The following is a 17,445-nucleotide window of genomic DNA, read 5'->3' as shown; positions in this document are numbered from 1 at the left end:
AACCCGCGCGCGGCGACATCCGCACCCTACGCGATCGTCGCGGACGGCCGGCCCGCACCGGCACCCGGGCGCGGTGCAGAACACAACCGAGGGTTGCGCCGCGCGCATTGCAGGACAAGCGTACTGTTAAACTCGGTGCGAGACGCCACGACACCACCACCCCCGCCCCCCTGGGACCACGGTGCGGTTTCGTGTGCCTCGCTTCGGCCGTCGACACAGCCCCGTCGGCGGCGAGCCTCATCTACGAGTGGAGCTGACGTGAGCACCAGTATTGATTCGTTCGGCGCCAAAGGGACGCTGGAGGTCGGAGAGAACTCGTACGAGATCTTCCGCCTCTCCGCCGTTCCCGGCACCGAGAAGCTGCCCTACGCTTTGAAGGTTCTCGCGGAGAACCTGCTGCGCACCGAAGACGGTGCGAACATCACCGCTGACCACATCCGCGCCATCGCGAACTGGGATCCCTCGGCCGAGCCGAGCGTCGAGATCCAGTTCACCCCTGCCCGCGTGATCATGCAGGACTTCACCGGTGTGCCCTGTGTGGTCGACCTCGCCACCATGCGTGAGGCCGTCACCACGCTCGGCGGCGACCCGAACAAGGTCAACCCGCTGTCGCCGGCCGACATGGTCATCGACCATTCCGTCATCCTCGACTACTTCGGCACCGCCGACGCGCTCGAGCGCAACGTCGACCTCGAGTACCAGCGCAACGGCGAGCGCTACCAGTTCCTGCGCTGGGGCCAGGGCGCGTTCGACGACTTCAAGGTCGTCCCCCCGGGCATGGGCATCGTCCACCAGGTCAACATCGAGTACCTCGCGCCGACCGTCATGGTCCGCAACGGGCAGGCCTACCCCGACACCTGCGTCGGCACCGACTCGCACACCACGATGGTCAACGGCCTCGGCGTGCTGGGCTGGGGCGTCGGCGGCATCGAGGCCGAGGCCGCGATGCTCGGCCAGCCGGTCTCCATGCTCATCCCGCGCGTGGTCGGCTTCAAGCTCACCGGTGAGATCCAGCCCGGTGTGACCGCCACCGACGTCGTGCTCACCGTCACCGACATGCTCCGCAAGCACGGTGTGGTCGGCAAGTTCGTCGAGTTCTACGGCGCCGGCGTCGCCGAGGTGCCGCTCGCGAACCGCGCGACGCTGGGCAACATGAGCCCCGAGTTCGGTTCCACCGCCGCGATCTTCCCGATCGACGGCGAGACCATCAACTACCTGCGCCTCACCGGCCGCAGCGACGAGCAGCTCGCGCTCGTCGAGGCGTACGCCAAGGAACAGGGCATGTGGCACGACGCCGCGAACGAGCCGGCCTACTCCGAGTACCTGGAGCTGGACCTGTCGACGGTCGTCCCGTCGATCGCCGGCCCGAAGCGCCCGCAGGACCGCATCCTGCTGTCGGAGTCGAAGATCGCCTTCCGCAAGGACATCCACAACTACGTCGAGGAGCAGCTGCCGGCCGAGCACAGCAAGCTCGACGAGGCCGTCGAGGAGTCCTTCCCGGCGTCCGATCCGGCCGTCCTGTCCTTCGCCGACGACGACGCCGTCGTCGTCCACTCGGCCGCCAACGGCGCCCACGGCCGTCCGTCGAAGCCGGTCAAGGTCGTCTCCGAGGATCGCGGCGAGTTCATCCTCGACCACGGTGCCGTCGTGGTCGCGGGCATCACGTCCTGCACCAACACCTCGAACCCGTCGGTCATGCTGGGCGCTGCCCTCCTGGCCCGCAACGCGGTCGAGAAGGGCCTGTCCACCAAGCCGTGGGTCAAGACCAACATGGCTCCGGGCTCGCAGGTCGTCAACGACTACTACGAGAAGGCCGGCCTGTGGCCGTACCTCGAGAAGCTCGGCTTCTACCTCGGCGGTTTCGGCTGCACCACCTGCATCGGTAACACCGGCCCGCTGCCGGAGGAGATCTCCAAGGCCGTCAACGACAACGACCTGTCGGTGACCGCGGTGCTCTCGGGCAACCGCAACTTCGAGGGCCGCATCTCCCCCGACGTCAAGATGAACTACCTGGCGTCCCCGCCGCTGGTCATCGCGTACGCGCTCGCGGGCACGATGGACTTCGACTTCGAGCACGACGCGCTGGGCCAGGACCAGGACGGCAACGACGTGTTCCTGAAGGACATCTGGCCGTCCGCGCAGGAGATCGACGACACCATCAAGTCGGCGATCAGCCAGGACATGTTCCGCAAGTCCTACGCCGACGTGTTCAAGGGTGACAGCCGCTGGCAGAACCTGGAGACCCCCGAGGGCGACACGTTCGCGTGGAACCCGGACTCCACCTACGTCCGCAAGGCCCCGTACTTCGACGGCATGCCGCTCGAGGCACAGCCGGTCAAGGACATCAAGGGCGCCCGCGTTCTCGCGCTGCTCGGCGACTCGGTCACCACCGACCACATCAGCCCGGCCGGCCCGATCAAGCCCGGGACCCCGGCCGCGCAGTACCTGGATGCGCACGGCGTCGAGCGCAAGGACTACAACTCGCTCGGTTCGCGTCGTGGCAACCACGAGGTGATGGTCCGCGGCACGTTCGCGAACATCCGTCTGCAGAACCAGCTCCTGGACGGCGTCTCGGGCGGCTACACCCGCGACTTCACCCAGGAAGGCGCTCCGCAGTCGTTCATCTACGACGCGTCGCAGAACTACCAGCAGGCCGGCATCCCGCTGGTCGTCCTGGGCGGCAAGGAGTACGGCTCCGGTTCGTCGCGTGACTGGGCCGCCAAGGGCACCCGTCTGCTCGGCGTGAAGGCCGTCATCACCGAGTCGTTCGAGCGCATCCACCGCTCGAACCTCATCGGCATGGGCGTCATCCCGCTGCAGTTCCCCGCCGGCGAGTCCGCGAAGTCGCTGGGCCTGACGGGCACCGAGGTCTTCGACATCGAGGGCATCGAGAAGCTCAACGAGGGCGTCACCCCGGAGACGGTGAAGGTCACCGCGACCAAGGAGAACGGCGAGAAGGTCGTCTTCGACGCGGTCGTGCGCATCGACACCCCCGGCGAGGCGGACTACTACCGCAACGACGGCATCCTGCAGTACGTCCTGCGCAACATGATTCGGGGATAGAGACGGCTGTGCGGCTGCCTCGCCGTTCCGGTGGGGCAGCCGCCCATCCCGTGCGCGTCGCGCCCCCGGGGCGCGACGCGACGGTGAGCACTCTCGGCCCGAACAGGCGCCAAGCGCTCACGACCACGTTTCGCGGTGCTACACCGTCGAATCGGCCGTGGTCGTGAGCGCTTTGCTCCACGCGGGCCTTCCACGGCCCCAGGGCCCTTGCCACGGATGCCGGAGTGCTCACACCGCACACGACGAAGGAGGTGCCGGTGCCCAAGGTCAGTGAGGACCATCTCGCCGCGCGGCGGAGCCAGATTCTCGACGGCGCGCGGCGCTGCTTCGCCGAACACGGCTACGAAGGCGCGACGGTTCGGCGTCTCGAGGACGCCACCGGACTGTCGCGCGGCGCGATCTTCCATCATTTCAAGGACAAGGACGGACTCTTCCTGGCGCTCGCCCAGGAGGACGCCCGGCGGATGGCGGAGGTCGCGGCCGACGAAGGTCTCGTCCAGGTGATGCGGGACATGCTCGCCTCGCCCGAACAGTTCGACTGGCTCGGCACCCGGCTCGAGATCACCCGCAGGCTGCGGACCGATCCCGAGTTCGCGCGGGCGTGGACCGAGCATTCGGCGCAGCTGACCGAGGCGACCGAACGCCGGCTCGAGCGGCAGCGGGAAGCCGGCCGGTTGCGCGACGACGTGCCCACCGGTGTGCTGCTGGGCTATCTGGATCTGGTGCTCGACGGTCTCGTCGCACGGCTCGCGTCCGGGCACGCGGAGAAGGAACTCACCCAGGTCCTGGACCTGGTCGAGGAGTCGGTGCGCCGCCGCGACTGAGCGCGGCGGGCCCCGGGTCCGGCGGTGCCGGTCAGGCGGTGCTGCCCGAGGCCGCTGCGCGCCGACGGTTGGGGCCGCCGCGGCCGCGGAGCGCGACGTGGGATTCGACGAGCACGTTGTGCACAAATCCGTAGGACCGGCCCGTCTCCTGCGCGAGCGTGCGGATGCTGGCCCCGGCCTCGTAGCGGCGCTTGAGTTCCTGTTGGAGGCGGTCCCGGGACTCCCCGGTGACGCGTGTTCCCTTGCTGAATGTGGACTGCCCGTCTTCGGATCTGCGTGCCATCGGATCCCTCCCGTCGGCTCGACAAGGCTCCGCTTACCAGGCTAGTTCACGTAGACGAAACCCGAGGCAGATCGCTGCGCACCGCAACGATTCCGCCCCATCCGTCACCGGAGTTACGCCAGCTGGATCAGCTCGAGGTACTCCTGCGACCAATGGTCCTCGGTGCCGTCGGGCAGCAGGATCACCCGTTCGGGGTTCAGCGCCTCGGCCGCACCCGGGTCGTGGGTGACCAGCACCACCGCTCCCTCGTAGCTGCGCAGCGCGTCGAGCACCTGTTCCCGCGAGACCGGGTCGAGGTTGTTGGTGGGCTCGTCGAGCAGCAGCACGTTCGCCGCCGACGACACCAGCCCGGCCAGCGCCAGGCGGGTCTTCTCACCGCCGGACAGCGTGCCGGCGGGCTGGTCGAGCTGCGGCCCGCTGAACATGAACGCGCCCAGGAGCCCTCGCAGATCCTGCTCCCCCGCGTCCGGCGCGGCGTGCCGGATGTTCTCCCACACGGTGTCGTCGTCGTCGATCGTGTCGTGCTCCTGCGCGAAGTACCCGATCTTCAGCCCGTGGCCGGCGACGAGTTCCCCGAGGTCCGGCTTCTCGACGCCGGCGAGCAGCCGCAGCAGCGTGGTCTTGCCGGCACCGTTGAGACCGAGGATCACGACGCGGCTGCCGCGGTCGATCGCCAGGTCCACGCCGGTGAAGATCTCGAGCGACCCGTAGACCTTGGTCAGTTCCTTCGCCATGAGCGGGGTCTTGCCGCACGCGGCGGGCGTCGGGAACCGGATCTTGGCGACCTTGTCGGCGACGCGCACGTCGTCGAGGTCGTTGAGCAGTTTCTCGGCGCGCTTGGCCATGTTCTGCGCGGCGGTGGCCTTGGTGGCCTTCGCGCCGAGCTTCGCGGCCTGCTTCTGCAGCGCCGCGGCCTTCTTCTCGGCGTTGGCGCGCTCGCGGCGGCGACGCTGCTCGTCGGTGGCGCGGGCGTCGAGGTACTTCTTCCAGCCCATGTTGTAGATGTCGGCCTCGCCACGGACCGCGTCGAGGAACCACACCTTGTTGACGACGTCGGCGAGCAGGTCGACGTCGTGGCTGATGACGATGAGCCCGCCCTCGTGGTTCTGCAGGAAGCCGCGCAGCCACGTGATGGAGTCCGCGTCGAGGTGGTTGGTCGGCTCGTCGAGCAGCAGCGTGGTGTCGGACTTGCCGCCGGACCCGTCCGATGCCGCGAACAGGATGCGGGCGAGTTCGACGCGGCGGCGCTGACCACCGGACAGGGTGTGCAGCGGCTGACCGAGGATCCGGTCGGGCAGGCCGAGGCTGTGGCAGATGCGCGAGGCCTCGGACTCGGCGACGTACCCGCCGAGGGTCGAGAACCGCTCCTCGAGCGAGCCGTACTTGCGGACGGCGCGGTCGCGGATCTTCTCGTCGACGGCTTCGGCCATCAACGCCTGCTGTTTCTCCATGCCGCGCAGGATCTCGTCGAGGCCGCGTGCGGAAAGCACCCGGTCCTTCGCGAGGACGTCGAGGTTGCCTTCCTTCGGGTCCTGCGGGAGGTATCCCAGCTCGCCCGAGCGCACGACAGTGCCCGCATAGGGTTCGCCCTCCCCCGCGAGGATGCGCAGGGTGGTGGTCTTACCGGCGCCGTTGCGGCCGACCAGGCCGATCCGGTCGCCCGCCTGTACCCGCAGCGCCGACCCCGGTGCGGTGAGCAGCGTCCGCACGCCGGCGCGGACTTCCAGGTCGGTGGCAGTGATCACGCGTGGGACTCCTCGGGGGACGAGCGGGACGGGGGTCGTGATGCCGGGCGAGCGGGCACACGAACCATTGATTTTACCGTGGCTCCGGCCCTGCCCCGGGGTGAGATGCGCTACGTTCCGGCCATGACGAGTACCCCCGCATCCCCCGTCACCCGCGATTTTGCCGGGCGCGTCGCGCTGATCACCGGCGCGAGCCGCGGTATCGGTTTTGCCGTCGCCGCCGAACTGCTCGCCCGCGGTGCCCACGTCGCGATCACCGCGCGGAAACCGGAACCGCTCGCCGAGGCCGCCGCGAGCCTGCGTGCGCTCCGTCACGGCGGCACGGTGCTCGAACTGCCCGGCAACGCCGGTGATCCGGACGCGCGCGCCGGGGCGGTGCGGCGCGCCGTCGACGAACTGGGCGGGTTGCACGTGCTGGTCAACAACACCGGGATCAACCCGACGTTCGGGTCGCTGATGGACGCCGATCTCGACGCGGTGCGGAAGATCTTCGACGTCAACGTGGTTGCGGCCCTCGGGTATGTGCAGCAGGCGCATCGGGCGTGGATGGCCGAGCACGGCGGGGCGGTCGTCAACGTCGCGAGTGTGGCCGGGCTGCGCTCGACCGGGGTGATCGGCGCGTACGGCGCGTCCAAGGCGGCGCTGATCCGGTTGACCGAGGAACTCGCGTGGGAACTCGGCCCGTCGATCCGCGTCAATGCGATCGCGCCGGGCATCGTGAAGACGAAGTTCGCCGCGGCACTGGTCACGGCCGGTGAGGATGCGGCGGCGGCGCGATACCCGCTGAAGCGGCTCGGCACCCCGGAGGACGTCGCGCAGCTGGTCGCATTCCTCGCCTCGGACGCGGCGCAGTGGATCACCGGCGAGACCGTGCGGGTGGACGGCGGGCTGCTCGCGACCGGGTCCATGTGATCGCGTGACCGCCGATCTGGTAATCGCCGGACTCGGGCCGGCCGGTCGTGCGCTCGCGTTCCGGGCGGCGGCCGGCGGTCTGGAGGTGACGGCCGTGGACCCCCGCCCCGAGCGGGCGTGGAGGGCGACGTACGCGGCGTGGGCGGACGAGTTGCCCGGCTGGTTGCCCGCGACCGCGGTCGCCGCGCGGGTGGAGACGCCGTCGGCGTGGACGGTGCGCGAGCACCGCATCGCGCGCCCGTACCGGGTGCTGGACACCGCGGCGCTGCAGCGGGCGCTGCCGCTCGACCGGGTGAGGGTCGTGACCGGACGCGCGGTCGACGTGGACCGCACCGGTGTCACGCTCGCCGACGGCGAGACGTTGCGTGGGCGCTGTGTCGTCGATGCGCGCGGGCTTCCCCCGGCCCCCGGGCGGGCGCAGCAGACCGCGTTCGGGCTGGTCGTGGACGCCCGGTCGGCGGCGGCCGCGCTCGACGGCCAGGAGGCCTGGTTCATGGATTGGCGGCGGGACAACGGCACCGACCGGGGGGATGCCCCGTCGTTCCTGTACGCGGTGCCGGTCGGTCCGGGCCGGGTGCTGCTCGAGGAGACCTGCCTGGTGGGGCGGCCGGCGCTGGTGCTTCCGGAACTGGAAGGGCGCCTGCGGGCCCGGCTCGCGGCGCGCGGTGTGGAGCTGTCCGGTGCCGAACCGGCCGAACACGTCCGGTTCGCCGTGGAGGGCCCCCGACGGCGGCGCGGTGGCCCGGTCGGGTTCGGGGCGCGCGGGGGGCTGATGCATCCGGCCACCGGATACGCGGTGGCCACCGCGCTGTCGGCCGCGGACCCGGTGGTGGCCGCGGTGCGGGCGGGACGCGACCCGGATCGGGTGCTGTGGACCCCGACGGCCCGGACGGTCGCGGCCCTGCGCGCCCGCGGACTGGCGGTGCTGCTGGGCCTCGGCGGCGAGAATGCGGCCGAGTTCTTCGCTGCCTTCTTCGAACTGCCCGTCGACCGGCAGCGCGCCTACCTGTCCGGGCGCGACGATCCGGCCGGTGTCGCGGCGGCGATGTGGTCGTTGTTCGGGTCCGTCCCTCCCGCACTGCGGCGGACGATCCTGCGGTCGATGATCTGAGGACGAAGATCGAATTCGGTCGGTCGACTGCACAGTCGCGTGTTGTCCCGCATGATGGAGCCATGCGGTCGATCTGGAAGGGTTCCCTCGCGTTCGGCCTGGTGAATGTGCCGGTGAAGGTGTATTCCGCGACGGAGAGCCACGACATCCGGTTCCATCAGGTGCACGCGAAGGACGGCGGGCGGATCAAGTACGACCGGATCTGCACCGAGTGCGGCGAGTCGGTTCCGTACCCGGAGATCGACAAGGCGTACGACTCGGACGACGGTACGCGGGTGGTGCTCACCGACGAGGACTTCGAGAAGCTGCCGGCGGCGGAGAAGCACGAGATCCCGGTGCTGCAGTTCGTGCCGACCGAGCAGATCGATCCGATCCTGTTCGAGAAGTCCTACTATCTCGAGCCGGATTCGTCGTCGCCGAAGGCATACGCGCTGCTGGCGGCGACGCTCGAGCAGAGCGACCGCACCGCCCTCGTGCATTTCACGTTGCGGCAGCGCACCCGGCTGGCGGCGCTGCGCAACCGGGACGGGCTGCTGGTGCTGCAGACGCTGTTGTGGCCGGACGAGGTTCGGGCCGCGGAGTTCCCGGTGCTCGACGACGTGCAGAAGCCGTCGTCGAAGGAACTGGCGATGGCCGAGACCCTCGTCGAATCGATGTCCGACGATTTCGATCCGGACGAGTTCACCGACGAGTACCAGGTCGAGCTGCGTGCGTTGATCGACGACGCGCTGGCGCGGGGCGGCGAGAAGGTGTTCCAGGTGCCCGAGACCACGACCGAGGGCGAGGACGCCGAGGTGCTCGACCTCGTCGCGGCGCTGCAGCGCAGCGTGGATGCGGCCGGAGGCAAGAGCGCCGACGAGGACGAGTCGTCGAAGCGCCGCACGCCCGCGAAGAAGGCGTCCGACCGCAAGGCCCCCGCGAAGAAGACCCCGGCCGAAAAGACCGCCGCGAAAAAGACTCCGGCAAAAAAGACTCCGGCGAAGAAGAGCGCGTCGAAGTCGGCGTCCTCGCGGAAGAGCCAGGCGGACAAGCCCGCGGCGAAGAAATCCGCCGCGCGCAAGCGCGCCTGAGCCCGACCGGTCCCCGATCTAGTCGCCGACCGTCGCCGTGTCGGCGGCGGCCTTGCGGGCGTCGTCGAGTTGTTCGAGGCCGGTGCGGGTGTTGAGCGCGACCTCCTTGATGAACAGGATCGCGACGAGGGCCAGCGCGCCGAGGACCGCGGCGATCAGGAAGATCCGGGCGGTCGCGTCGCCGTAGGCTCCGCGCACGACCGCCGCGATCGGCGCCGGGAGTTCCTGCAGGTTGGACAGTCCGGCCCCGCCGGAGCCGGCGGGAACCTCGATGCCCAGGGCGGCGAGACCCTTGGCGATCAGGTCGACGATGTGGTTCGACAGGACCGCGCCGAGCACGGACACACCCGCGGCGCCGCCGAGCGACCGGAAGAAGGTGACCGTGGAGCTGGCGGCGCCGAGATTGTGCGGGGCGACGGAGTTCTGCACGGCGAGCACCAGGTTCTGCATCGTCATGCCCATGCCGAGGCCCAGGACGAACAGGTAGACCAGGATCAGCCCGATGTCGGTGCTGTGGTCGATCGTCGCGAGCAGCCCGAAGCCGACGGTCATCGCGACCGCACCGACGACGAGATAGATCTTCCAACGGCCGAAGCGGGTGATGAGCGCGCCGGACAGGGCCCCGGACACGGTCGAACCGAGCACCATCGGCACGGTGAGCAGGCCCGCGGCGGTGGGGCTGTAGCCGCGGGCGATCTGGAAGTACTGCCCGAGGAACACGGCACCGCCGAACAGGGCGACACCGACCGCGATGCTCGCCAGGGTCGCCAGGGTGGTGGTGCGGTCCCGGAACAGCTTCAGCGGGATGATCGGGTCCGTCGCGCGGCTCTCCACGAACACCGCCACGGCCAGCAACACGACGCCGAGCGCGACCAGGCCGTAGGACGTGCCCGATCCCCACGCAAAGTTCTTGCCGGCCAGGGTCACCCAGATCAGCAGGACGCTCACGCCGGCCGCGATGAGGGTGGCGCCGAGGTAGTCGATGCTCACCTGCTTGCGCACGACCGGCAGGTTCAGGGTGCGCTGCACGACGACGAAGGCGGCGACGGCGAGGGGCACACCGATGAAGAACGTCCAGCGCCAGCCGAGCCAGCTCGTGTCGACGATGACACCGCCGATCAGCGGCCCGGCCACCGTGGCGACGGCCATGACCGCCGCGATCGGGCCCTGGTAGCGACCGCGTTCGCGGGGGCTGAACATCGAGGCGATGACGATCACGACGAGGGCCTGCAGCCCGCCGAGGCCCAGCCCCTGGATCACGCGGCAGCCGATGAGCATGCCGACGGACTGGGACAGCCCGGCGAGGATCGAGCCGAGCGTGAACAGGATCAGCGACAACTGAACCAGCAGTTTCTTGCTGACCAGGTCGGCGAACTTGCCCCAGATCGGGGTGGTCGCGGTGGACGCGAGCAGGGTCGCGGTCACGACCCAGGTGTACTGGTCCTGGGTGCCGTGCAGGTCCATGATGATCGTCGGCAGCGCGTTGGACACGATCGTCGAGGACAGGAACGCCACGAACATGCCGAGCAGCAGGCCGACGAGCGCGTTGATGCGCTGACGGTGGGTCATCCCCGTCTGCGTGTCGTCCGGCGGGGTGGCCTCGGTGTCGGGAGCCGGGGGCACGGATGCGGTCATGGTCGCTCCTCGTCGGAAGTGATGTCGATGTCGGGGACGGACGGGACCGTCAGAGGGGGGCGTCGCGGAAGCGATCGACGGCGGCACCGAGCCGGTTGAGCCGGTCGACCAGGTCGCGGCCCTCCTCGTCGGTCCAGTCGGGCACGACCTCCTGCAGCAACCGCACGAGCCGCGCGCGGTGGCTGCGCAGCGCCTCGGCGCCGCCCTCGGTGAGGGTCAGGCACGCGGCGCGGCGGTCGTCGGGATCGGCGCCCCGCCGCGCGTATCCGAGAGATTCGGCGTAGGCGACCTGCCGGCTGAGCGTCGAGGCGGTCACCCCCAACCGGTCCGCGAGGTCGCCGAGCCGGCATCCGCCGCCGTGCTCGAGGTGGGCGAGCAGGGCGACCAGCCAGTTGGGCATGGCCTCGGGGTCGGCCTGCTGGGCGCGGACGTTGAGGCTGCGGCTGCGTCGGACCAGCGCGCGCACTGCCGCGATCAGGTCTTCTGCGGTTTCCGGAGCCAGCATGTCCATCCCTTGTCGATCGATCCTGTGCCACCATAGAAAATTTGGTTGATCGATACAACTAACGACCGGTGACGAAGGCCCCGTATCCTTGCCTTCACCGCGCGGCTCGCAGGGACCGTCAGTCCAGAATGCCGCCCAGACGGTGCATCAGTGTCGCCAGCTGACGGACATCGTCCGGGTCCCACGCCGACAGGCGTTCACGCCACCGCCGGAACGTCTCCGCCCGCTGCTGCTCCAGGCGCCGCCGGCCCTCGGGGGTCAACGCGACGAGCCGGGCCCGCGCATCGTGCGGGTCCGGGATGCGCTCGACCAGGCCGAGCCGTGCGGCGCTGTCGATGCGCCGGGTCAGCGTCGACTTCTCGATGCCCAGCGCACCGATCAGTTCGGACATCGCGATCGCGTCGGCGTCGCGCAGCAGCACCAGCAGCGGGTAGCACACCGGATCCAGCTTGGGATCGACCGCGCGGGCGCTCGCGGCCATGTACGAGCGGCCGCGGCGCCACAGCGCGAACACCTCCTGTTCGAGCGCTGCGGCCGCCACTCCGGGCGCGGCCTCACCGAGCGGATCCGTCATGCGATCCCGGGAGGTGGTCACCGTGTCGTCAGACGGTGAAACCGAGCGCCCGCAACTGCTCGCGTCCGTCGTCGGTGATCTTGTCGGGACCCCACGGCGGCATCCACACCCAGTTGATGCGCAGTTCCTCGCACAGTCCGCTCTTCACCAGGGCGTTGCGGGACTGGTCCTCGATCACGTCGGTGAGCGGGCAGGCGGCCGAGGTGAGGGTCATGTCGATGGTGACCGCTTCGTCGTCCTCGGTGATGCCGTACACGAGGCCCAGGTCGACGACGTTGATGCCCAGTTCGGGGTCGACGACGTCGCGCATCGCCTCCTCGAGTTCGTCGAGGCGCTGCGGGTCCATCGGCGGTGCGTCGGTGGTCGTGGTCGCCGCTTCGGGGGCCGCTGCTTCGGGGGCCGATGCCTCGGCGGCAGGGGTGCCGGTCTCGGAAGCCTGTTGGGTCATCAGTTCTGTCCTCCGCTCGGAACGGGTGCGCCGTCCACGATCTGCACCACGGCGTCCTTGAACGCCATCCAGCCCAGCAGCGCGCACTTCACGCGCGCCGGGTACTTCGACACGCCGGCGAACGCGATGCCGTCGCCGATCACGTCCTCGTCGCCTTCGACGGTGCCGCGGCTGCCGACCATCTCGGCGAAGCTGTCGACCGTCGCGAGCGCCTGCTCGACCGGCAGCCCGATCACCTGATCGGTCAGCACCGAGGTCGCGGCCTGGCTGATCGAGCAGCCCTGACCGTCGTAGGAGACGTCGCCGACGATCCCGTCGTCGGTCACATGCACCCGCAGGGTCACCTCGTCGCCGCAGGTCGGGTTCACGTGGTGCACCTCGGCGCCGAACGGTTCCCGCAGACCGCGGTGATGCGGGTGCTTGTAGTGATCCAGGATCACTTCCTGGTACATCTGTTCCATCCGCATGTCAGGACGCCCCGTCGATCGTGGTCTCGTGAATGTCCAGCGGCGGGTGGGTTCCGAAGAACTCCTGGGCCCGCCGGATCGCCGCAGCCAGGGCACGCACCTCGTCGGTGGTGTTGTAGACCGCGAACGACGCCCGCGCGGTCGCGGCGACACCGAAACGCCGGTGCAGAGGCCACGCGCAGTGGTGCCCGACGCGGATCGCGACACCCTCGTCGTCGAGGATCTGCCCGAGATCGTGGGCGTGGATGCCGTCGACGACGAAGGACACCGCTCCCCCGCGACGCTCGGTGGTGGTGGGGCCGATGATGCGGACCCCGTCCATGGCGCCGAGCAGTTCGAGCGCGAGGGCGGTCAGTTCGTGTTCGTGCGCGGCGACCGCGTCCATCCCGATCTCGTTGAGGTAGCGCACGGCGGCGCCGAGCCCGACGACCTGCGAGGTCATCGGCACCCCGGCCTCGAACCGCTGCGGCGGCGCCGCGAAGGTGGTCGCCTCCATCGTCACGGTCTCGATCATCGAACCGCCGGTGATGAACGGCGGCATCGCGCTGAGCAGCGCCCGCTTGCCGTACAGCACGCCGACGCCGGACGGACCGAGCATCTTGTGACCGGAGAACGCCGCGAAGTCCACGTCCAGGGCGTGGAAGTCGACCGGCATGTGCGGCACCGACTGGCACGCGTCGAGCACGACCAGCGCACCGACCGCGCGGGCGCGGCGCACCAGTTCCTCGACCGGCGCGACCGCACCGGTCACGTTCGACTGGTGGGTGAACGAGACGACCTTGACGGCGTCGGACAGCTCCAGCGAATCGAGGTCGATGCGGCCGTCGTCGGTGACGCCGTACCAGCGCAGCGTGGCGCCGGTACGCCGGGCCAGTTCCTGCCACGGCACCAGATTCGCGTGGTGCTCGAGTTCGGTGATCACGATCTCGTCGCCGGGGCCGACCGCGCGGGTGAACCGCTCGTCGCCGAGCACGTGGGTGACCAGGTTCAGCGACTCGGTGGCGTTCTTCGTGAACACCAGCTCGTCGGTGTCGGCGCCGACGAACTCGGCGATCGCGGCACGGGCCCCCTCGTACGCGTCGGTGGCTTCCTCCGCGAGCTGGTGGGCGCCGCGGTGCACGGCCGCGTTGCACGTGGTGAGGAACTCGCGTTCGGCGTCGAGCACCTGGATCGGCCGCTGAGAGGTCGCACCCGAATCGAGGTACACCAACGGCTTTCCGTCGCGCACCGTACGGGCCAGGATCGGGAAGTCCTTCCGGATCCTGGTGACATCGAGTTCCCTCACCGGGATGGTCATGTGTCTAGGCTCCTGCCGCGGCCTGGGTGAAACGGACGTAACCGTTGGTCTCGAGCTCGTCGGCGAGTTCCGGTCCACCGGACTCGACGATCCGGCCACCGACGAACACGTGCACGAACTGCGGCTTGATGTAGCGCAGGATGCGGGTGTAGTGGGTGATGAGGAGGACGCCGCCGTGCTCGCGCTCCTGGTAGCGGTTGACCCCCTCGGACACCACGCGCAGCGCGTCGACGTCGAGACCGGAGTCGGTCTCGTCGAGGATGGCGATCTGCGGCTTGAGCAGGCCGAGCTGGAGGATCTCGTGGCGCTTCTTCTCGCCGCCGGAGAATCCCTCGTTGACGCTGCGCTCACCGAACGCCGGATCGATGTCCAGCTCGGTCATCGCCTCCTTGACCTCCTTGACCCAGGTCCGGAGCTTGGGGGCCTCGCCGCGGACGGCGGTGGCGGCGGTGCGCAGGAAGTTCGACATCGACACGCCGGGCACCTCGACCGGGTACTGCATGGCCAGGAACAGGCCGGCGCGGGCACGCTCGTCGACGCTCATCTCGAGCACGTTCTCACCGTTGAGGGTGATGCTGCCGGAGGTCACCTCGTACTTGGGGTGGCCGGCGATCGCGTACGACAGGGTCGACTTGCCGGAGCCGTTGGGGCCCATGATGGCGTGCGTCTCGCCGGAGCGGACCGTCAGGTTGACGCCCTTGAGGATGTTGATGGGCTCGGCGTTCTCGTCGGTCTGGGCGACGCGAACGTGCAGGTCCTTGATCTCGAGGACGTTCTGGGGGGTGGACATCGGTGAATCGGTTCCTTACGAAAGTGTGTGGGCGGTTCGCGCTCAGGCGCCGACGGCGGCGAGTTCGGCTTCGACGGCGGCCTCGAGCCGTTCCCGGACCTCGGGGACGGTGATCTTCTCGATCAGTTCGTGGAAGAAGCCGCGCACCACGAGCCGGCGGGCCTGATCCTCGGGGATGCCGCGGGCGCGCAGGTAGAACAGCTGCTCGTCGTCGAAGCGGCCGGTCGCCGAGGCGTGGCCGGCGCCGACGATCTCGCCGGTCTCGATCTCGAGGTTCGGCACCGAGTCGGCGCGGGCGCCGTCGGTGAGCACCAGATTGCGGTTGAGCTCGAAGGTGTCGGTGCCCTCGGCCTCGGCGCGGATGAGCACGTCGCCGATCCACACGGTGTGGGCGTCGGGCTTGCCGGACTCGGGGTCGCCCTGCAGCGCGCCCTTGTACACCACGTTGGACTTGCAGTGCGGCTGCGAGTGGTCGACGAGCAGACGCTGCTCGAGGTGCTGACCGGCGTCGGCGAAGTACAGGCCGAGCAGCTCCGCGTCGCCGCCGGGCGCGTCGAACTTGACGGTCGGCGAGATGCGCACCAGGTCGCCGCCGAGACCGACGGTGAAGTGCCGCAGGGTCGCGTCGCGGTGCAGTCGCGCGTGGTGCGCGGCCACGTGCACGGCGTCGTCGGCCCAGTCCTGCACGGCGACGACGTTCAGGTGTGCGCTGTCGCCGACGACGAACTCGACGTTCTCCGCGTACGTGCCGCTCCCCCGCTGATCGAGGATCACGGTGGCCTTCGCGAACGGCTCGAGCCGCAGCTGCAGGTGCCCGAAGGCGACCTGTCCTTCACCCGGGCCGGTGATCGTGATGGTGACCGGATCGGCGACCTCGACCTCGCGGCCGACGGTGACGACCGTGGCGGATTCGAACGACGAGTACGCCTGGGCGGCGATGCGGTCGAACGGGACCCCGCCCTGTCCGAGGCGCTCGTCGTCGCGGCCGACGGTCTCGACCTGCACGCCCTCGACCTCGGAGACCTCGACGGTCGCGGTGCCGGAGGCGACGGCGCTGCCGTCGTGCAGCCCGCGCAGGCGGCGCAGCGGGGTGAACCGCCACGCCTCGTCGCGGCCACCGGGGATCTCGAAGGCATTCACGTCGAAGGACGTGAACAGCTCACCCTTGTTGGCGGCCGGCACACGGGTGTTCTCGCCGCGCACGGCGTCCTGCACCCCCGAGGGGGTGTTTGCGGTATTCGCAGCCATTTAGCCGACTGCCCCTTCCATCTGCAGTTCGATCAGTCGGTTCAACTCGAGGGCGTACTCCATGGGGAGTTCCTTGGCGATCGGCTCGACGAAGCCGCGCACGACCATCGCCATCGCCTCGTCCTCGGTCAGGCCGCGGCTCATCAGGTAGAACAGCTGGTCATCGCTGACCTTCGACACGGTCGCCTCGTGACCCATCGTCACGTCGTCCTCGCGGATGTCGACGTACGGGTAGGTGTCCGAGCGGCTGATCTGGTCGACCAGCAGCGCATCGCACTTGACCGTCGACTTCGAGCCGTGGGCACCCTTGTTGACCTGCACCAGCCCGCGGTAGGAGGCCCGACCGCCGCCGCGCGCGACCGACTTGGAGACGATCGTCGAGGAGGTGTGCGGCGCCAGGTGCAGCATCTTCGCGCCGGTGTCCTGGTGCTGGCCCTCGCCTGCGAAGGCGATGGACAGGACCTCGCCGCGAGCGTGCTCGCCCATCATCCACACGGCCGGGTACTTCATCGTCACCTTGGAACCGATGTTGCCGTCGATCCATTCCATGGAGCCGCCGGCCTCGACCTTGGTGCGCTTGGTAACCAGGTTGTAGACGTTGTTCGACCAGTTCTGGATGGTCGTGTAGCGGCAGTGGCCGCCCTTCTTGACGATGATCTCGACGACCGCCGAGTGCAGCGAATCCGACTTGTAGATCGGCGCGGTGCAGCCCTCGACGTAGTGCACGGACGCGCCCTCGTCGACGATGATCAGGGTCCGCTCGAACTGGCCCATGTTCTCGGTGTTGATCCGGAAGTAGGCCTGCAGCGGGATGTCGACGTGCACTCCCGGCGGCACGTAGATGAACGAGCCACCCGACCACACGGCGGTGTTCAGCGCGGAGAACTTGTTGTCGCCGGCGGGGATGACCGTGCCGAAGTACTCCTTGAAGATCTCCGGGTGCTCACGCAGGCCCGAGTCGGTGTCCAGGAAGATCACGCCCTGCGACTCGAGGTCCTCGCGGATCTGGTGGTAGACCACCTCGGACTCGTACTGGGCGGCGACACCGGCGACGAGGCGCTGCTTCTCCGCCTCCGGGATACCCAGCTTGTCGTAGGTGTTCTTGATGTCCTCGGGCAGTTCCTCCCAGGAGGTGGCCTGCTTCTCCGTGGAACGGACGAAGTACTTGATGTTGTCGAAGTCGATGCCCTCGAGATTCGAACCCCACACCGGCATCGGCTTCTTGTCGAACGTGCGCAGCGCCTTGAGGCGGATGTCGAGCATCCACTCCGGCTCGTTCTTCTTCGCCGAGATGTCGCGCACGACCGCCTCGGACAGGCCGCGCTGCGCGGCAGCGCCGGCCGCGTCCGGGTCCGACCAGCCGTAGCCGTAGTGACCGAGGGACGCGATGGTCTCCTCCTGCGTCAGCGGCGCACCTGCGCCGGACGCCTGGTCCGATGTGAGGGTCATGCGAGCTCCTTCCGGAGTCTTGTT

At 69.3% G+C, this 17,445-nt stretch carries 16 protein-coding genes; 5 read left to right on the top strand and 11 right to left on the bottom strand.

Translation table 11 applies throughout. The features are described 5' to 3' along the window. Nucleotides 1-258: 258 nt before the first annotated feature. Both acnA and M1M07_RS09255 read left to right on the top strand, forming a co-directional pair. Nucleotides 259-3,063, top strand: a complete 2,805-nt coding sequence (gene acnA / locus M1M07_RS09260) for an aconitate hydratase AcnA (RefSeq protein WP_248673924.1) — start codon at nucleotides 259-261, stop codon at nucleotides 3,061-3,063. A 257-nt stretch (nucleotides 3,064-3,320) separates the two neighbouring features. Then, nucleotides 3,321-3,887, top strand: a complete 567-nt coding sequence (locus tag M1M07_RS09255) for a TetR/AcrR family transcriptional regulator (protein ID WP_197253181.1) — start codon at nucleotides 3,321-3,323, stop codon at nucleotides 3,885-3,887. A 31-nt stretch (nucleotides 3,888-3,918) separates the two neighbouring features. On the opposite strand, the gene M1M07_RS09250 is transcribed toward M1M07_RS09255, so the two are convergent. Both M1M07_RS09250 and M1M07_RS09245 read right to left on the bottom strand, forming a co-directional pair. Further along, nucleotides 3,919-4,170, bottom strand: a complete 252-nt coding sequence (locus tag M1M07_RS09250; protein WP_197253179.1) for a helix-turn-helix domain-containing protein — start codon at nucleotides 4,168-4,170, stop codon at nucleotides 3,919-3,921. 113 nt (nucleotides 4,171-4,283) lie between these two features. Next, nucleotides 4,284-5,915 carry an ABC-F family ATP-binding cassette domain-containing protein gene (locus tag M1M07_RS09245; RefSeq protein WP_248673923.1) on the bottom strand — a complete coding sequence of 544 codons (1,632 nt, stop codon included), beginning with the start codon at nucleotides 5,913-5,915 and terminating at the stop codon, nucleotides 4,284-4,286. A 123-nt stretch (nucleotides 5,916-6,038) separates the two neighbouring features. Between M1M07_RS09245 and M1M07_RS09240 the strand changes: the two genes are divergently transcribed. The 3 genes from M1M07_RS09240 (at nucleotide 6,039) to M1M07_RS09230 (ending at nucleotide 9,008) form a co-directional block, all read left to right on the top strand. Beyond that, nucleotides 6,039-6,827 carry an SDR family oxidoreductase gene (locus M1M07_RS09240; protein WP_248673922.1) on the top strand — a complete coding sequence of 263 codons (789 nt, stop codon included), beginning with the start codon at nucleotides 6,039-6,041 and terminating at the stop codon, nucleotides 6,825-6,827. Between the two features lie 4 nt (nucleotides 6,828-6,831). Next, nucleotides 6,832-7,938 (top strand): lycopene cyclase family protein, encoded by a 1,107-nt coding sequence (locus tag M1M07_RS09235; RefSeq protein ID WP_248673921.1) that lies wholly within the window; start codon nucleotides 6,832-6,834, stop codon nucleotides 7,936-7,938. Between the two features lie 62 nt (nucleotides 7,939-8,000). Continuing rightward, nucleotides 8,001-9,008 carry a Ku protein gene (locus M1M07_RS09230; RefSeq protein ID WP_197253175.1) on the top strand — a complete coding sequence of 336 codons (1,008 nt, stop codon included), beginning with the start codon at nucleotides 8,001-8,003 and terminating at the stop codon, nucleotides 9,006-9,008. Nucleotides 9,009-9,026: 18 nt separating this feature from the next. Here M1M07_RS09230 and M1M07_RS09225 read toward each other — a convergent pair whose 3' ends face one another. The 9 genes from M1M07_RS09225 to sufB all read right to left on the bottom strand — a co-directional run bounded on the left by M1M07_RS09225 (nucleotide 9,027) and on the right by sufB (nucleotide 17,421). Further along, nucleotides 9,027-10,577 carry an MFS transporter gene (locus M1M07_RS09225; RefSeq protein WP_231610933.1) on the bottom strand — a complete coding sequence of 517 codons (1,551 nt, stop codon included), beginning with the start codon at nucleotides 10,575-10,577 and terminating at the stop codon, nucleotides 9,027-9,029. A gap of 115 nt (nucleotides 10,578-10,692) precedes the next feature. Then, complete coding sequence (locus M1M07_RS09220; protein ID WP_197253171.1) at nucleotides 10,693-11,148, bottom strand: MarR family winged helix-turn-helix transcriptional regulator; 456 nt, start codon at nucleotides 11,146-11,148, stop codon at nucleotides 10,693-10,695. A 118-nt stretch (nucleotides 11,149-11,266) separates the two neighbouring features. Continuing rightward, nucleotides 11,267-11,722: a MarR family winged helix-turn-helix transcriptional regulator gene (locus tag M1M07_RS09215; protein ID WP_197253169.1), complete on the bottom strand. Its 456-nt coding sequence runs from the start codon at nucleotides 11,720-11,722 to the stop codon at nucleotides 11,267-11,269. A 28-nt stretch (nucleotides 11,723-11,750) separates the two neighbouring features. Then, on the bottom strand, nucleotides 11,751-12,170 hold the full coding sequence (locus M1M07_RS09210; protein ID WP_197253167.1) for a metal-sulfur cluster assembly factor: 420 nt from the start codon (nucleotides 12,168-12,170) through the stop codon (nucleotides 11,751-11,753). Next, nucleotides 12,170-12,637 carry a Fe-S cluster assembly sulfur transfer protein SufU gene (sufU, locus tag M1M07_RS09205; protein ID WP_197253165.1) on the bottom strand — a complete coding sequence of 156 codons (468 nt, stop codon included), beginning with the start codon at nucleotides 12,635-12,637 and terminating at the stop codon, nucleotides 12,170-12,172. Before sufU ends, M1M07_RS09210 begins: the two co-directional genes overlap by 1 nt. 1 nt (nucleotide 12,638) lies before the next feature. Beyond that, nucleotides 12,639-13,934: a cysteine desulfurase gene (locus M1M07_RS09200; RefSeq protein WP_197253164.1), complete on the bottom strand. Its 1,296-nt coding sequence runs from the start codon at nucleotides 13,932-13,934 to the stop codon at nucleotides 12,639-12,641. Between the two features lie 4 nt (nucleotides 13,935-13,938). Beyond that, nucleotides 13,939-14,724: a Fe-S cluster assembly ATPase SufC gene (gene sufC / locus M1M07_RS09195; RefSeq protein ID WP_248673920.1), complete on the bottom strand. Its 786-nt coding sequence runs from the start codon at nucleotides 14,722-14,724 to the stop codon at nucleotides 13,939-13,941. Nucleotides 14,725-14,766: 42 nt separating this feature from the next. Then, nucleotides 14,767-15,972, bottom strand: coding sequence for a Fe-S cluster assembly protein SufD (gene sufD / locus M1M07_RS09190; protein ID WP_197253162.1), 1,206 nt, complete (start codon nucleotides 15,970-15,972; stop codon nucleotides 14,767-14,769). Beyond that, nucleotides 15,973-17,421: a Fe-S cluster assembly protein SufB gene (gene sufB, locus M1M07_RS09185; RefSeq protein ID WP_197253161.1), complete on the bottom strand. Its 1,449-nt coding sequence runs from the start codon at nucleotides 17,419-17,421 to the stop codon at nucleotides 15,973-15,975. Nucleotides 17,422-17,445 lie beyond the last annotated feature (24 nt).

The organism is Rhodococcus sp. HM1 (assembly GCF_023218075.1).
In the GTDB taxonomy this organism is placed as follows: domain Bacteria; phylum Actinomycetota; class Actinomycetes; order Mycobacteriales; family Mycobacteriaceae; genus Rhodococcus.
The sequence above is the reverse complement of the archived record's forward strand: the minus strand, read 5'-3'. Positions and strand labels throughout refer to the sequence as shown.

Bases quoted from the DNA above. Each gene is read 5' to 3' on its own strand.
- M1M07_RS09240 (WP_248673922.1), top strand. From the start codon at position 6,039: ATGACGAGTACCCCCGCATCCCCCGTCACCCGCGATTTTGCCGGGCGC.
- M1M07_RS09215 (WP_197253169.1), bottom strand. From the start codon at position 11,722: ATGACGGATCCGCTCGGTGAGGCCGCGCCCGGAGTGGCGGCCGCAGCG.
- sufB (WP_197253161.1), bottom strand. From the start codon at position 17,421: ATGACCCTCACATCGGACCAGGCGTCCGGCGCAGGTGCGCCGCTGACG.
- M1M07_RS09250 (WP_197253179.1), bottom strand. From the start codon at position 4,170: ATGGCACGCAGATCCGAAGACGGGCAGTCCACATTCAGCAAGGGAACA.
- M1M07_RS09230 (WP_197253175.1), top strand. From the start codon at position 8,001: ATGCGGTCGATCTGGAAGGGTTCCCTCGCGTTCGGCCTGGTGAATGTG.
- M1M07_RS09225 (WP_231610933.1), bottom strand. From the start codon at position 10,577: ATGACCCACCGTCAGCGCATCAACGCGCTCGTCGGCCTGCTGCTCGGC.
- M1M07_RS09200 (WP_197253164.1), bottom strand. From the start codon at position 13,934: ATGACCATCCCGGTGAGGGAACTCGATGTCACCAGGATCCGGAAGGAC.
- sufD (WP_197253162.1), bottom strand. From the start codon at position 15,972: ATGGCTGCGAATACCGCAAACACCCCCTCGGGGGTGCAGGACGCCGTG.
- M1M07_RS09210 (WP_197253167.1), bottom strand. From the start codon at position 12,170: ATGACCCAACAGGCTTCCGAGACCGGCACCCCTGCCGCCGAGGCATCG.
- sufU (WP_197253165.1), bottom strand. From the start codon at position 12,637: ATGCGGATGGAACAGATGTACCAGGAAGTGATCCTGGATCACTACAAG.
- M1M07_RS09220 (WP_197253171.1), bottom strand. From the start codon at position 11,148: ATGCTGGCTCCGGAAACCGCAGAAGACCTGATCGCGGCAGTGCGCGCG.
- sufC (WP_248673920.1), bottom strand. From the start codon at position 14,724: ATGTCCACCCCCCAGAACGTCCTCGAGATCAAGGACCTGCACGTTCGC.